The 15,762-nt window shown below is 45.8% G+C and carries 10 protein-coding genes; 5 read left to right on the top strand and 5 right to left on the bottom strand.

Annotated elements, in window-relative coordinates; all coding sequences use genetic code 11:
• Positions 1 to 405: 405 nt before the first annotated feature.
• The 3 genes from C8N47_RS10765 to C8N47_RS10755 all read right to left on the bottom strand — a co-directional run bounded on the left by C8N47_RS10765 (position 406) and on the right by C8N47_RS10755 (position 4,986).
• Complete coding sequence (locus tag C8N47_RS10765; protein ID WP_107822557.1) at positions 406 to 2,889, bottom strand: CoA-disulfide reductase; 2,484 nt, start codon at positions 2,887 to 2,889, stop codon at positions 406 to 408.
• Positions 2,890 to 3,088: 199 nt separating this feature from the next.
• Complete coding sequence (locus C8N47_RS10760) at positions 3,089 to 4,024, bottom strand: YeiH family protein (RefSeq protein WP_107822556.1); 936 nt, start codon at positions 4,022 to 4,024, stop codon at positions 3,089 to 3,091.
• Between the two features lie 74 nt (positions 4,025 to 4,098).
• Positions 4,099 to 4,986, bottom strand: a complete 888-nt coding sequence (locus C8N47_RS10755) for a LysR family transcriptional regulator (protein WP_107822555.1) — start codon at positions 4,984 to 4,986, stop codon at positions 4,099 to 4,101.
• Between the two features lie 132 nt (positions 4,987 to 5,118).
• Here C8N47_RS10755 and C8N47_RS10750 point away from each other — a divergent pair, with 132 nt between their 5' ends.
• The gene (locus C8N47_RS10750; protein WP_107822570.1) at positions 5,119 to 5,856 is read left to right on the top strand and encodes a lysophospholipid acyltransferase family protein; all 738 of its coding nucleotides are present in this window, start codon (positions 5,119 to 5,121) and stop codon (positions 5,854 to 5,856) included.
• A gap of 730 nt (positions 5,857 to 6,586) precedes the next feature.
• On the opposite strand, the gene C8N47_RS10745 is transcribed toward C8N47_RS10750, so the two are convergent.
• Together C8N47_RS10745 and C8N47_RS10740 are read right to left on the bottom strand one after the other, a co-directional pair.
• Positions 6,587 to 9,070, bottom strand: a complete 2,484-nt coding sequence (locus tag C8N47_RS10745) for a bifunctional UDP-N-acetylmuramoyl-tripeptide:D-alanyl-D-alanine ligase/alanine racemase (RefSeq protein WP_107822554.1) — start codon at positions 9,068 to 9,070, stop codon at positions 6,587 to 6,589.
• A 5-nt stretch (positions 9,071 to 9,075) separates the two neighbouring features.
• Positions 9,076 to 9,645, bottom strand: a complete 570-nt coding sequence (locus C8N47_RS10740; protein ID WP_107822553.1) for a thymidine kinase — start codon at positions 9,643 to 9,645, stop codon at positions 9,076 to 9,078.
• 143 nt (positions 9,646 to 9,788) lie between these two features.
• Between C8N47_RS10740 and C8N47_RS10735 the strand changes: the two genes are divergently transcribed.
• The 4 genes from C8N47_RS10735 (at position 9,789) to C8N47_RS10720 (ending at position 15,756) form a co-directional block, all read left to right on the top strand.
• Complete coding sequence (locus C8N47_RS10735) at positions 9,789 to 10,562, top strand: hypothetical protein (RefSeq protein WP_107822552.1); 774 nt, start codon at positions 9,789 to 9,791, stop codon at positions 10,560 to 10,562.
• Positions 10,563 to 10,645: 83 nt separating this feature from the next.
• Complete coding sequence (rsmI, locus tag C8N47_RS10730) at positions 10,646 to 11,323, top strand: 16S rRNA (cytidine(1402)-2'-O)-methyltransferase (protein ID WP_107822551.1); 678 nt, start codon at positions 10,646 to 10,648, stop codon at positions 11,321 to 11,323.
• 123 nt (positions 11,324 to 11,446) lie between these two features.
• A complete protein-coding gene (locus tag C8N47_RS10725) occupies positions 11,447 to 12,208 on the top strand; it encodes a YjjG family noncanonical pyrimidine nucleotidase (protein WP_107822550.1) in 762 nt (253 codons plus the stop codon).
• Positions 12,209 to 12,555: 347 nt separating this feature from the next.
• Positions 12,556 to 15,756, top strand: a complete 3,201-nt coding sequence (locus C8N47_RS10720; RefSeq protein ID WP_107822549.1) for a SusC/RagA family TonB-linked outer membrane protein — start codon at positions 12,556 to 12,558, stop codon at positions 15,754 to 15,756.
• Positions 15,757 to 15,762 lie beyond the last annotated feature (6 nt).

The following is a 15,762-nucleotide window of genomic DNA, read 5'->3' as shown; positions in this document are numbered from 1 at the left end:
GTACAAAACAATAATCGAATTTGAACAACTAAATAATAATCAAAGAATAGCAGCGTAGCGCTTAACTAGCCGTACAGTTTTTTGTTGCATATCCAGAACGGAATCTTCATCATTTTGCCCCGAGGAGATAAAAGGGATAGACAACAGGTTAATAACTAAACAGCACACCATGGCAGACCGATTCATTATTTCTGGTTTTTTATTCAAAATAGCCTCATTCGGCTATCTTTAGTTTACCAGAACTGCAAAAATAAGTTCTCTTTCAGCTTCTGTTTTTCTACCTATAGAGAAGAAAGAAGATAAAAAAATGCCACTGCGCGAAACACAGTGGCGATACTATATCTTCAGATTGAGGGCTGTATTGAGGGCTTCACTTGAAGTGAAACCCTCAATAAATAGATTCCATTAGATAAATAAGTTCAAATTTGATTTCTCGGTTTCTTCCAGATAAGTGGCTACACCACCAATCTCAACACCGTCGATCAACTCTTCTTTGCTAACGCCCATCACGTCCATCGACATTTGACAAGCAATCATGCGAACACCGTTGTCCAAAGCGGTTTTGATCATATCCTCAACCGAATCAACTTTCTTCGAAAGCATGCGCTTTTTCATCATCATCGATCCCATGCCGAACATGTTCATTTTCGAAAGCTTCAGGCTTCCGGCATTGTCCGGCATCATCTTGCCAAACATGTTGCCCATAAAGTCCTTCTCAACTTTCGGTTTCTCTTGTTTCTTAATCACATTCAATCCCCAGAAGGTAAAGAACATGGTTACGTCTTTCCCGGTTGAAGCGGCACCGTTGGCAATAACCATCGACGCCAGTGCGCGATCCAGATCGTCGCTGAATACCACCATCGTTTTATTTTGAGGCAAATTAGCGATCGTCGCACCACCGGAAGCAGCTTTTTTCTCTTCGCCTTTTTCAATAACCGCAGAAATAATTCCGGCCTTGCTATCCAACGAAATCAGTTTGTTGCCGGTCATGTTACACCACGACTGCACATCTTTCATAAAACCAGGATCGCTGGCTTTTTGCAACAAACGCTCTCCCGGCTTCAGGTTAGCCACTTCGCTTTTCAATTTCAAAATTGGACCGGGGCACTGCAAGCCACAAGCATCAACCTCAATGGTTTTGAAGTTTGCAGCTGCTATTTTTTCAACCGGCTTACCACGGTAGATGTTGCTATCGTGAGCAATGTAGCTTGACTCGAAAATATCCTCGTTACTTTGTTTTCCGGTTGTGTGTTCGTACGTTTTGTAGCCACCACTCAGGTTATAAACTTCAGTGATTCCGTTTTGCATCAACACGCGAGCAGCAATATATCCGCGAAGACCAACACCACAGTACACAATAATCTTCTTGTCGCGTGGCACTTCAGCCAAACGCTCACGGATTTTATCCACTTCAATATTGATGGATCCTTCGATGTGACCAAGTTCGTGTTCCTCCGGCGTACGAACGTCCAGCAAGCAGATGTTGCGGGAGTCCAGCTTGCTTGCTTCGCGCCAGGTAATCACCTTCAAGCGACCCATCAAAATATTTTCAGCAACAAAACCGGCCTGATTTACCGGATCTTTTGCCGAAGAATAAGGAGGAGCATAAGCATGTTCAATTTCCTGTAAATCGTAAATCGTTCCGTTTTTCATCAACACGGTTGCAACCAAATCGATGCGCTTGTCAACACCTTCGTAACCGATCATCTGCGCCCCAAACAATTTACCTGTTTTGGGTTGAAAAAGAATTTTCAGGGTATAAGGCATTGCGCCCGGATAATAACCGGCGTGCGATGAACCGTGAATGATGCTTGAGATATAATCGATGCCCTCCTTCTTCAAGGTCTTGGCAGCCATACCTGTCGAGGCAACCGTAATATCAAACACCTTGGCGATTGCCGTAGCAATGGCTCCTTTATAAGTGCGGGTATTTCCCGTAACCACGTTGTCGGCAACAATACGCCCTTGCTTGTTCGCCGGACCGGCCAGATACGTATTCACATATTTCCCGGTAATCGGGTGCGGAAAGGCAATGGCATCACCTAAAGCATAAATATTTTCGTCGTTGGTTTGCAGGTACTCATTCACCTTAATACCACCGTTTTCAGCCAGCTCCAAACCAGCGTCCTTCACCAGTTTTGTTTCCGGACGAACACCGATTGACAGGATCACCAACTCGGTTTCAATTTCTCGGCCACTCTGCAAGACCACTTTCAGATGATCAGCAACCGGTTGGAAAGCATTCACGCCATCCTTCAAATAAAACTCTACGTTTTTGGTTTTCAAGTGCTGGTGCACCTCAGCGGCCATTTCGTAGTCCAACGGAGCCATTACCTGGTTGGCCATTTCCACGATGGTTACATCCATACCAAGCTCGTGCAAGTTCTCGGCCATTTCCAAACCAATAAAACCGGCACCAATTACAACAGCACGACGAGGCTTCTTCTCATTACAAAATGCCTTAATCTTATCGGTGTCGTGAACGTTGCGCAAGGTGAAAATTGAAGCATGATTAATTCCCTCGATCGGCGGGCGCACAGGCTCAGCCCCCGGAGAAACAATCAACTTATCGTAGCTTTCAACATAGCTTTCGCCTGTTGCATGATTTTTAATTTCAACCGTTTTCTCCGCACGATTAATTTTCATCACCTCCTGCAACACACGCACGTCAACATTCAAACGCGCCTTGAAGCTTTCGGGCGTTTGCACCAACAGTTTCTCACGCTCCTTAATGGTGTCGCCAATATAATAAGGCAACCCACAGTTTGCATACGAGATATATTGTCCGCGCTCGAACATGATAATCTCTGCGTGTTCATCCAATCTTCTTAAACGGGCGGCAGCCGTTGCACCTCCGGCAACACCACCTATAATAACATACTTTGCCATCACTAAAATATTCTTTTAACAGTTCATCTTGATGAATAGATATGCAAATATCTACATATTAAATTAAGAAGAGCTATCTGCCGTAAATTTTTCGGTCCGTATTTAGAAGATTTAACAATCGATTTTCATAAAAGAAGATGCAGAAATCCGCTGTTAACGAACTTCTGCATCTTCGCTCCAAAGCTCTTTCGGTTTATCATTAACCAATCAGATGATTCCGGATGGCTAAAAATGAAAGAGTTGCTATGGCAAACCAAAGTACAATGCCCAGGATAAAACTCCGGGCTCCGGCTTGCTTCGATTCGGCAATCGAAATGTTAGACCCAATCAGCAACAAGGCAACCACCATTCCGCGTTTTCCCAACCAATTCAGGTGCCCAAAAGTATCGTGCATGGTCGGCACAAAATGCGCGAAAACGATGGCCAGAACAAACAAGCCAATGAACCAGGGAATTTTAATTTTCCCCTTATCGCCATTTCGGTCGGCCATTGCAAAAACAATCGAGACGGGGATGATCCACAGTGCCCGGGTTAACTTCACCGTTGTGGCAATCTCCAGGGCTTTTGCTCCGTAAGAGGCGCCGGCACCAACCACCGAGCTGGTGTCGTGAATGGCTATGGCCGCCCAATATCCGAAAGATTCCTGGCTAAGGTGAAAAAAGTGTCCGAGCAGAGGAAACACCAACAACGCCAGCGCATTCAGGATAAAGATAACAATCAGCGAAAAGGAAATCTGAAAGTTACGCGCCTTAATTACCGGAGCCAAAGCCGCGATGGCACTCCCTCCGCAAATAGCTGTTCCGGCAGCAATCAGCACGCTGATCTTATGATCGACTTTAAACAATTTGCCCAGCAATAAGCCCAGCGAGATGGTTGCAACAACAGAAATGGCTGTAATTTCGAAACCACTCTTGGAGGCAGCCACAACCTGAGTCAGGTTCATGCCAAAGCCCATTAAAACGATGGATGCCTGCAAAACAAGGGCAGTCAGACCCGACATCTTCTGATGTTTGATACCAAGTAATGATAAGCCGATTCCGATTAAAAGGGCTAAAGCCGGTGACATGAAAGGTAAAAAGCAAGCCGCCAGCAAAACGAAGTAGACGAGTTGAATTTGATTGTGAGTAAGCTTCATGACGTGTTCTTTTTGCTTACAAAACTACGCCAATGAGATAACCCAGTCAAATTGTATATTTTTATTATCTATAACTACACGTTATACGAAGTGAGAAAATTGCGAAACAATTCGGGAATGTTTTTTTCGGGGCCTTGCCGCATCGCAAAGCGAAATTTACGTTGAATCGACAAATCCTTTACCTTAATGCGCACCAGCTGTTTCAGTTGCAATTCCTTTTCAATCGCCTTTTCCGACACCAAAGCAAGCCCATCGAAATTAAGCAGGAAGTTTTTGATCGCCTCGGTACTTCCCAGATGAATCAGGATGTTCAGCCGCTCCAGATCGATTTGCTGACGAGCCAGCCGATGCTGAATTACTTCGAGCGTTCCGGAACCTTTTTCGCGCACCACGATCGGAATTTCCTGCAAGTCGGCAACTGTCAACGACTTTTGCCGGGCAATCAACTGATTGGCTGCCGCCACCACCACAATTTCATCGTCCACATAATCGAGATAGCGGATATTAGCTTGCGAGCTGTCATTCTCCACCAGGGCCAAATCAATCTCATGATTCAACAGCTTGCGCTCCATCTCGAAGGAGTTGCCGTTGAACAAATCGAGCTTAATTTGCGGGTAACGCTGGTGAAAAGCCGCCAACACCGCCGGGAGCACATATTGCGAAATTGTTGAGCTCGCCCCAATTTGCAACAATCCGCGATGGGCATCATTCAACCGTCCCAGCTCAAATTCCATTTCGCCATACAGCTCACGAATGCGCTTGAAATGCTGATAAGCCAGCTTTCCCGCCTGGGTGAGGTAAATTTTATTTCCTTTGCGGTCGAACAGAGCCGTATTCAATTTATTCTCCAGCTCTTTCACATGTTTGGTAACAGCGGGCTGACTGATAAACAACTCCTCGGCAGCCTTCGAAAAGCTGAGCTTCTCGGCAACAGCCATAAAAACTTCATCGCGATAGTCCATGGTCGATCCTTGTTTTTGCTGTTTTAAAACTACATATTTTCAAGCAATTCGATGAAATACCCCGCTAAACTTGTCTGAGCCAATTCCCATTATTTTTGTTTCTTTGTGGGCTCGAAAACGAAAATGACAATTATGAAGACGATATTAAGCTACTTGCTTACACCCATTTATTTACTAATTTTTGGCTTGTTACTGGGTATATTTCACCCCATTCAGGTTGTATGCCGCTATCTGGGAGGCTACCCCCTCCGGAAAAAATCGGTCGATATTCTGAACTTTTTTTTATTGTACTGTTTGACGATTTTAGGTGCGCGCATCCGGTTTCGCGGTTTCGACAAACTGCCGCAAGGACGCCCGCTGATTATCGTATCGAATCACCAAAGCACCTTCGATATTCCGGCAATTGTGTGGGGATTCCGCAAACATCACCCCAAGTTTGTTTCGAAAAAAGAATTGGGCAAAGGCATCCCCAGTATTTCGTACAACCTGCGCCACGGCGGCTCGGCCCTTATTGACCGCAAAAACGGGCGTCAGTCGCTGGTGGAGATCAGTAAACTGGGCAAGCACATTGAAAAAGAAAACTACAGTGCCAGCATTTTCCCCGAAGGCACCCGAAGCAAAAACGGAAAGGTGAAACGCTTTCAATCGCCGGGAATTGCCATGTTGCTAAAATCAGCACCATCGGCTTGTATCGTTCCTTTCGTCATCGATGGCAACAGCCGGCTGATGGCTAAAGGCTATTTTCCACTTCAGCTTGGGGTGAAGTTAAACTACACCGTGCTGGATCCCATTGAGCCGGCTGGCCGTGACATTGCAGAGTTAACGGCCGAGATTGAGCAAAAAATCAAACAACAGCTGGGACAAGACTAGCTTATTTCCAATTTAACAAATTACGATTTACGACTGGGAAAAAGTTGAGACCAAAAAAATCGAATTAAAGCTCCAGAAAGTCAGGCTCCAACTCACGTCTCACGACTCAAGCCAATGACTTAAACCTCTTTCCTGACGTTTAATTTCCAATAACCAATTCCCAATATCGAATATTCATAAGAGATTCCGGGCGAGTCCTCCTTTCAGTCAAGCGTAGATGGTAAATAGTTAAATAGTAAATTGTCTCTGGTAGCTTTCTTGTCTCACGACTCACGACTCAATACTCAATACTGAATACTCAATACTCATGTCTCACGACTCAAGCCGATGACTTAAACCTCTTTCCTGACGTTTAATTTCCAATAACCAATTCCCAATATCAAATATTCATAAGAGATTCCGGGCGAGTCCTCCTTTCAGTCAAGCGTAGATGGTAAATAGTTAAATAGTAAATTGTCTCTGGTAGCTTTCTTGTCTCAATACTCAATACTCATGTCTCACGCCTCAAGCCGATGACTTAAACCTCTTTCCTGACGTTTAATTTCCAATAACCAATTCCCAATATCGAATATTCATAAGAGATTCCGGGCGAGTCCTCCTTTCAGTCAAGCGTAGATGGTAAATAGTTAAATAGTAAATTGTCTCTGGTAGCTTTCTTGTCTCACGACTCACGACTCAATACTCAATACTGAATACTCAATACTCATGTCTCACGACTCACGACTCACAACTACTCTTGCACATACACGCGGCGCACGCGTTGCGAAATACCGGTGAGCACCTCGTAAGGAATGGTTCCCATCCACTGGGCCAGGTCGGTCAGGCGAATATGTTCGCCCATCAGCTCCACCGGGTCACCGGGCTGAACGTCGGCACCACTCACATCAATCATAGTCATGTCCATACAAATATTGCCAATCACCGGATACTGTCGTCCGGCAATCCACACGCGCCCGGCACCGTTGCTCAGCCGCCGGTCGTAGCCATCGGCATAACCAACCGGGATAATGGCAATACGCTTGGGATATTCAACCTGTCCTTTTCGCCCGTAGCCGACGGTATTGCCCTCTTTCACCTTTTTCACCTGCGAAACAACCGTTGACCAGCGAGCTACCGTTTCGGCTTGCAGGGCATCCGACTGCGACACACCATACAAGCCGATTCCCAGGCGTACCATTTCCATCTGAAATTCAGGGAAACGCTCGATACCGGCCGAGTTCAGGATATGACGAATCACCTTATTGGGCTGATTAGCGACAACCGGAGCACTCAGCCTGTTGAAAACCCCGAACTGCTCGCGGGTAAACTCATCGTGCTCGGGACTGTCGCTGGCTGCCAGGTGCGAAAAAACCGATTGAATACGCAATCGCCCGGCACGAGGCACCCGCTCGGCAATTTCGTTTAGCTCATCGGGCGAGGAAAAGCCCAGCCGGTGCATACCGGTTTCCAATTTCAGGTGAATTGGGAAGTTGGTAACTGCCATGCGACGAGCTGCCTGATCGAACTTCTCGAATAAATCGATGGAATAAATATTGGGTTCCAGCTGGTATTCGAGCATCATCTCGAAGCTATGCTCTTCGGGGTTCATCACAATTATTGGCGTACTGATTCCTGCTTGCCGAAGCTCTAAACCTTCGTCGGCCACCGCCACCGCCAGGTAATCGACCTGCTGAAACTCCAGGGCGCGGGCAATCTCCACGGTTCCGCTACCATACGAAAAGGCCTTCACCATGATGGTAATTTTCGTTTCCGGATTTAACTGTGCCCTATAGCGGTTCAGGTTTTCCACCAGATTATTCAGGTCAACCTCCAGTTGTGTTTGATGGTATTTCTTTTGAAGCAAGGCTGCAATACGCTCGAAACGAAAGTCGCGCGCCCCTTTCAGCAGGATATGTTCATTCTTAAAATCGGCTGGTTGAAAGGCCGCCAGAAACGCCTCGGTGGTCTGATAAAAGTGAGCATTCGGCCCGAAAAGATGCCGACATTTGTAAAAACCGCTGCCAATAGCAATTAGCCGACCAACACCGTAGGCCACTATCAAACGATTAACCGCCTCGGCCAGCTGCTCGTCCGAAAATCCCGATTGCTCGATGTCGGAAAGGATCAGCACCCGGGGGCGGCGTTCGTTTAGTGCCTGACTTCTCAAAAACTGCAAAGCAATGGTGAGCGAGTTAATATCGGAATTGTAATAGTCGTTAATGAGCAAACAGTTGTTAATTCCCTGCTTCAGCTCGAGCCGCATAGCCACCGCCTGCAAGCGCGCAAATGCTCGTCTTACCGCATCGCAGTCATAGTCCGACGCCAGGATAAAGGCCAGGCAATGGCCGATATTTTCCAGCGAGGCCGAATCGGTAAAAGGTACCTGCACCGCAAACGCTTGCTCTTTCCATCGGTATTCAATCCGGGTCGATGCGGCGCCAACCGTCATCTGTAGCTCAAAATCCGCGGGGAGTTCCGACGCCGACCAGGCCAGCAATTTCTTGTCTGAATTTCCGTAAAGTGCATGCATCAGCCGATCAACTTCAAGCTGATCCTTTCGGTAGATGATCGTGTTGCAGTGCTCGAAAAGCTTCAGTTTTTCTTCCAGCTTTTGGGCCAGAGTCGAAAAATTTTCCTGATGTGCTTCGCCAATATTGGTAAAAATCCCGATGGTGGGTTGAATAACGGCCGCCAGCTTTTCCATCTCTCCCGGCAGCGAGATGCCCGCCTCGAAGATGGCCAAATCGAACTGATCGCTCATATTCCACACCGAAAGGGGAACACCAACCTGCGAGTTATAACTTTTGGGACTCCGGACAATCTTCACCGACTGATGCAGCAAATCGTACAGCCATTCCTTAACTATAGTTTTCCCATTGCTGCCGGTAATAGCCAACACCGGATAATGGTACTGCGCGCGAACCGCTGCCGACAATTGTTGCAATGCGTGCAACGAATCATCCACCTGAATAAAAACGGCATCCTGAAAAATCGCCGTATCCACCGGTTCACAGACCACAAAACTGCGCACTCCCCGCAGGTAAAGCTCCTCGACATAGGCGTGCCCGTCGTGGCGTACACCACGCAAGGCAAAAAATAAACACGAATGCACGTCGGCAATCGTACGACTGTCGATGGCTATTGTTTGAATTGTTGGATTGAGCAAAGAAGTCGCTCCCGATCGGATGGTTCCGCCAACAATTCCGGCAATTTCCTGTAAGCCAAAACCGGACATATATTCTATTTTTTAGTGTAGCATGACCGACAAAGTGGTTCATACTCGTTTTTTTCGCCCAACATGACTTGTTTGTCGTTGGCCGACAAACGATGCGAAAACTGGGCAATATTGCCACAGCGCACGCAAATCGCGTGTACCTTAGTGACATATTCGGCAACCGCCATCAGCTGGGGCATGGGACCAAAGGGTTTTCCCTGAAAATCCATATCCAGCCCTGCCACAATAACCCGCACACCCTGCTCGGCCAGTTTGATGCACACCTCCACCAAACCTTTGTCGAAAAACTGAGCCTCGTCGATGCCCACCACTTCGTAACCGCCCGAGAGCAGCAAGATGGCTGCCGAATTATCGACCGGTGTGCTGGGAATGGAGTTATCGTCGTGCGAAACCACTTCCAACTCCGAGTAGCGAACATCAATCTTCGGTTTAAAAATTTCGACTTTCTGACGGGCAAACTGCGCCCGACGCATTCGTCGAATCAACTCTTCAGTCTTGCCCGAAAACATGGAACCGGCAATCACCTCGATCGTTCCGCCCGGTTTACGATGACTCAAATCTCTTTCCAAAAACATAACACGCGTTTCAATGGAGTTTTTCGTACTTTTACACAAATGTAATATTTTAGATCTTAGACTTTAGACAGCACACAACAGATAATAAATTTTCGATTTTAAGTTCGGGCCTATGGTCTAATTTCCAACATCTTTTTGAAACTATGGATCAACACAAATTACTTCGGATCATCCAGAAAAACCTGGCTGAACTGAGCGATATTAACTCAGAAATGAGCAGCGGCGCCGCACTTTCGAGGCACGAGGTTGACTTGGCACTGAGCAAAGCCAAACTTATTTTGCAGGAATACGAAATCCTGCACGAGATCAACGAGCAGCAAGGACAACTTATCGAAGAAGCCGTGCAGCAGGAACCGACTGCTACAAAAGCTCCCGAGCTTGAAGCAAGCGAAACCACAACGCCACTATCCGAAGTCGCGAACACCGGAGACATTAAAAAATCGCCGCCGGAAAAGCCGGTCATTTCGCATGAAGACACGCTGTCGGAGGTTTATGAAGAAGAGGAAGACGAGCCCGTGACTGTCTCAATTCCTCATCCGGAACCGGTAAATGAAGATGAAGCACACAACACAGCCCCGGAGCCGGAACGAACAAAAGCTGCCGGAAAAACGCTGACCGATCAGTTTCAGTCCCGGTCGCTGAACGATTTATTGACGGCCACCAAAAAGCTCGATCAGCATTTTGCGAGTAGTCCCATTTCGAAACTGGAAAATGCAATCGGCATAAACGACCGCTTTCAGTATATTCGCGAGCTTTTTAGCAACGATGCCGAACTTTTTCGCGACACCATCGGAAAACTCGACCGGATGCACAGCCTCGACGAAGCAGCACAGCATTTAGACACCCATTTTAAATGGGAGAAAGACGATACCAGCCTGCAGTTTTTGCACTTGGTGAAACGCCGTTTTTCCAACTAATACCGATTAACCGTTAAATTGAGGCTTACGCTGAAAAACATTGGTATAATTGTTCAATTTTTCGACACTGTATATTCTATTTTATGGCCAAACTTTATTTAGTTCCTACGCCCATCGGCAACCTGGACGACATGACCTTCCGTGCAATTAAAGTATTAAAAGAAGTAGACTTAATTCTGGCGGAAGACACCCGGACGTCCTCGAAACTGTTGCATCATTTCGAAATTCAGAATAAGCTGAGTTCGCATCATAAATTTAACGAACACAAAACTGCCGAGGGAATAGCCAAACGCATTGAAGCCGGCGAGAGCATTGCGCTGATCTCCGACGCCGGCACACCGGGCATCAGCGACCCCGGATTTTTGCTGGTTCGCCAGTGCGTAGAACTGGGCGTTGAAGTGGAATGCCTCCCCGGAGCAACGGCCCTGATTCCGGCACTGGTAAACTCGGGCTTACCCTCCGACCGCTTTTGCTTCGAAGGCTTCCTGCCGCAGAAAAAAGGACGCCAAAAGAAAATGCAGTCGTTGGTTGACGAAGAACGCACCATGATTTTCTACGAGTCGCCCTACCGCCTGGTAAAAGCGCTGGAACAGTTCGCAGAGCACTTTGGCGAAGAACGCCGGGTTTGTGTATCGCGCGAACTCTCGAAACTGTACGAAGAAAATTTCCGGGGAAGCCTGCAAGAAGCCGTGGAGCACTTTAAAGCCAAAACCGTAAAAGGCGAAATCGTCATCGTTCTGGAAGGGAAGACCAACGCGTAAGCACCCTGGCGTAAACCGAGATACTGCGACAGCGTACTGAACCTACCCGTGCCACACGATGCTCTCAATCCGACAAAACACGATAACGAAGCCCAAGAACGCATTGCACTTAAAACAACACGTATGTACTACAAGCAAAAATACACCCATCTGTTCTTCGACTTGGACAACACGCTGTGGGATTTCGACCGCAACGCCAAACTCGCCATGCGCGATACCGTCGACCAACTTAAACTGAACGGACAGGTGCCGGACTTCAACTTATTCTACGACTTTTACGAGGCTGTCAACAAGCAACTGTGGGATGCCTACCGTAAACAAGAAGTGCACAAAAAAGAACTAATTACCCGTCGTTTTGCAGAGACGCTGAATCATTTCGAAATAAAAAATGTTGACCCGGTGGCCATGAACGAGCTTTATCTCGACTTCATGGCTCAACAAACAAGCCTGGTGGAAGGCGCAATGGATGTACTAAACGATCTGAAAAGCAACAACTACAAACTTCAGATCATCACCAACGGGTTTCGCCAGGTACAACTCCGCAAGTTAGAGAACAGCGGCATTGCCCATTTTTTCGATCATGTTTTCATCTCGGAAGACCTGAAATACCCCAAACCCGACATACGTGTTTTCCAACATGCCATCCGCAGCTGCAATGCCAAAAAAGCAAAATCGGTGATGATTGGCGACAATTGGGAGACCGATATTCTGGGTGCACGCAACTTCGGAATCGACCAGATCTTTTTCTCAAAAGACAGCAAAATGCCCGATAACCACCCAAACAACACGCCTACGCCCCCAAAAAACGACACTTTTCCAGCCTACACCCCCCATCCGAACACATACCGCATCGAAAACTTAACAAATATTTTACGCCTTTTATAGCGCCTTCCGTAATTCTGACACACTCGATAATCATTTAAATATTAATACAATATAAACTACAAAACCCCAAGCTCTTCGCTTTCAGAACCTATTTCATGACATTTATCATGTTAGTAGTTGATAAAAACAGCCCAAGCATTAAGCAACGTATCAGTAAAATTATATTTTTGTATTTGTTGGTTTGTTTTAACACTTTTTAAGTTTGTGCTGAAAATACAAACCAAAATGCAACTTTAACTATTTGGGGGAATAGATGGAGTATCGCTTTCAAAAACGGGGAAAAACAATTCTATATATACTGATCTTTTTAGAAGAATTGATGCTGTTTAATTATTAAAATTATTTCTATGAAAAAAATCGCACTATTGCTTGCAATTTTTGCAATTGGTTTGCAGTCGTTATGGGCTCAAACCCGCGAAATTACAGGTACAGTTACTTCCGCGGATGATGGAAGTACGATACCTGGTGTTTCAGTATCCGTAAAGGGGACTACCCTTGGAACGATTACCGATTTAGACGGTAAATATGTTATTAAAGTATCTCAAGATGCCAAAACACTGGTTTTCTCGTTTGTTGGTATGCAAACAACCGAGAAAGCAATCTCAGGCAATGTGATCGACGCACAACTAGAGTCTGATGTTGTCGGCATCAACGAAGTGGTGGTTACCGCCATGGGGATTAAACGCTCTGAAAAAACCCTGGGATATGCCGCGACATCAGTTGGAGGTGAGGAGTTAGCAGAGAAACGTACGGCTGATATTATGAGTAGTCTCGCAGGTAAAGTCGCAGGGGTTCAAATCGCATCGACTTCTTCTGACCCAGGCTCTTCTAAATCTGTAATCATCCGTGGTATTAGTTCATTAGGCGGCAGTAACCAACCATTGTATGTAATCGATGGGGTGCCAATGAATAACAGTTCTGTTTCTTCCAGTGATGGTTTAAATAGTGGTTATGACTTCGGTAACGGAGCAAGTGCTGTAAACCCTGATGATGTTGAAAATATGACAATATTAAAAGGAGCTGCTGCAACTGCATTATATGGTAGCCGTGCTGCCAATGGTGTTGTAATGATCACCACGAAGCAAGGAAAGAAAGGCAAAGGCATTGGAATTGAATACAATGGTGGCTTGCAATGGAGTTCTGTATTACGATTACCTCAAATGCAGAACGAATTCGGAATGGGTTGGTATGGCGAACATACTCAACTTGAAAACGGTTCTTGGGGACCTAAGTTTGATGGATCAACAGAACTCTGGGGTAACGTATACAACAACTCACAGAAACTCAAGCCTTATGTAGCTTTAGAGGACAATATTAAGGACTTTTTTGATGTTGGCTTCCGCCAGAACCATAGTCTCTCTTTCAATGGAGCATCAGATAACAGTACTTATTTTGTGAGTGGCTCCTATATCGACGATAACGGAATTATCCCAACGGACGCTGACTCATACAAAAAATATACGTTCTCTGTGAACGGCAGCCATACTTCAGGTGCCTTAACCTTCACAACTGCATTAAACTATGCATACCAGGAAAACAGTTTCGCGACGACAGGCCAGGGATTGTCTGTTTATAATAGTATCATGCAAACTCCTCGTGATATTAGTATAATTGGGCTGGCTAATTTAGATGATCCGTTTAACATGCCAGGTTACTATTATACTCCTTATGGCGTTACCAACCCATATTACATCTTGGAAAACTATGAGAATGTTTACAACTCAGAACGTTTATATGGTAAGTTCCAGTTAGACTATGACTTCCTGAAATATTTCAAATTCACCTACCGTTTTGGTCTTGACACCTCTACCGGACAACGTAATACCGGAGAGCCAAACCTCTATGCACTGTACTACGAAGGAACGGCAAATGGTTCGCCACTTGGAACCAATAGCCCTTTTACCGGTGAAACAGGAAGTGTTTCGGAGCAAACTATTCGTCGTCGTGAGATCAACCAAGACATCATGGTAACTTTCAACAAGCAGCTTGAAGACTTCAGTCTGAATGCGATCGTTGGTTTTAACGGTAACGAACGTAAATATAGCTCGTTGTACAGCGCCATTACAGACTTGACTATCCCTACATGGTACAATTTGAGCAATACTTCGAAAAGTCCGACAACATCAACTGACGAATCGCTTCGCCGCTTGATGGGTGCTTACGGTCAATTTGAAGGCGGATGGAAAGATCTTTTATTCGTGACCTTGACTGCCCGTAACGACTGGTCATCAACCTTACCCGAAGGCAACAGATCATTCTTCTATTATGGAGCAACTGGTAGCTTCATCTTTTCCGAGCTATTAGGCGACAACTCTAAAAACACTATTGATTTCGGAAAAATTCGATTAGCATGGGGTAAAACAGGTAACGACGCAGATCCTTACATGGTTAATCCAGTATACGCGCAATCTGGCGCTTATGGCTATTGGGGTACAGGAACTTTTTCGTTCCCATTCAACAGTGCCGGATACAATGCTTATACTGTCGGAAACGTTTTAGGAAGTAGTAGCCTTAGCCCGGAAATGACAACCGAATTTGAGGTTGGCTTGAATCTGGCTTTCTTAAAAAATCGCATCAATATCGATGCTGCTTTTTACAACCGTCTTACCGATAAACAAATCTATTCTCTGGATATGGACTATGCTTCCGGGTTCACCGCGCAAAACACAAACTTGGGTGAAGTTCGCAACAGAGGTATTGAGTTAAACGTTAATGTAACTCCAGTGAAAACAAGAGATTTTAGCTGGGATTTAAGTTGGAGATATAGCAAAAACTGGAACAAAGTACTTAGCTTACCTGAAGGACTAGGCGGCGAAGCGTTGATTTACGGTTTCACCGGAGGTACCGGAATGTATGCTATCGTTGGAGAACCAATCGGTGTATACAAAGCAGAAGTTCCTCAATACACCGCCGATGGTCAGGTTGTTGTGAATGCTGCTACTGGATTACCCGTTGCCGAGTCTGACATGCAGATTGTTGGTAGTATGAACTACAAGTATCAAACAGGATTTACAACCACATTCCGCTACAAAGGCGTTAGCCTGTCAGCAGACCTGGACATTCGTCAAGGCGGCTTAATGTATTCCAGAACGAAGTCCATCTCCTATTTTACAGGAAATGCAATTCAAACAGCCTATAACGATCGGAACCCTTTCATTGTCCCCAATTCGGTTAATGCTGTAACTGATGCTTCTGGAAGCGTTTCCTATGTGGAGAATACCACTCCCCTGGATGCAACCAACATCTATAATTACTTTGACGGAGGCCCAGAACTCGGAAGCAGTTTCCTGATCGATAAATCCTACGTGAAACTACGTTCGGTTGTATTATCATGGAGCCTTCCTAAAAAATGGCTTGCCAAAACTCCAGTCCAAGGAATCGACTTGTCAGCCTACGGAAACAACCTGTTCCTATGGACTCCAGCGAGTAACACATTCGTTGATCCGGAAACATCTTCGTTCGGTAACGATTTACAAGGAAACTTTGGAGAATATTCAGCAAACCCAAGTTCTCGCAATTTTGGTTTCAATGCTAAGTTTAAATTTTAATTGAAA

The sequence above is a fragment of the Mangrovibacterium marinum genome, assembly GCF_003046625.1.
Lineage (GTDB): Bacteria > Bacteroidota > Bacteroidia > Bacteroidales > Prolixibacteraceae > Mangrovibacterium > Mangrovibacterium marinum.
This window is presented reverse-complemented; position numbering and strand designations above follow the sequence as displayed.

Coding starts and splice junctions, on each gene's coding strand:
- C8N47_RS10765 (WP_107822557.1), bottom strand. CDS start 2,889: ATGGCAAAGTATGTTATTATAGGTGGTGTTGCCGGAGGTGCAACGGCT.
- C8N47_RS10740 (WP_107822553.1), bottom strand. CDS start 9,645: ATGTTTTTGGAAAGAGATTTGAGTCATCGTAAACCGGGCGGAACGATC.
- C8N47_RS10725 (WP_107822550.1), top strand. CDS start 11,447: ATGTACTACAAGCAAAAATACACCCATCTGTTCTTCGACTTGGACAAC.
- rsmI (WP_107822551.1), top strand. CDS start 10,646: ATGGCCAAACTTTATTTAGTTCCTACGCCCATCGGCAACCTGGACGAC.
- C8N47_RS10760 (WP_107822556.1), bottom strand. CDS start 4,024: ATGAAGCTTACTCACAATCAAATTCAACTCGTCTACTTCGTTTTGCTG.
- C8N47_RS10735 (WP_107822552.1), top strand. CDS start 9,789: ATGGATCAACACAAATTACTTCGGATCATCCAGAAAAACCTGGCTGAA.
- C8N47_RS10720 (WP_107822549.1), top strand. CDS start 12,556: ATGAAAAAAATCGCACTATTGCTTGCAATTTTTGCAATTGGTTTGCAG.
- C8N47_RS10750 (WP_107822570.1), top strand. CDS start 5,119: ATGAAGACGATATTAAGCTACTTGCTTACACCCATTTATTTACTAATT.
- C8N47_RS10755 (WP_107822555.1), bottom strand. CDS start 4,986: ATGGACTATCGCGATGAAGTTTTTATGGCTGTTGCCGAGAAGCTCAGC.
- C8N47_RS10745 (WP_107822554.1), bottom strand. CDS start 9,070: ATGTCCGGTTTTGGCTTACAGGAAATTGCCGGAATTGTTGGCGGAACC.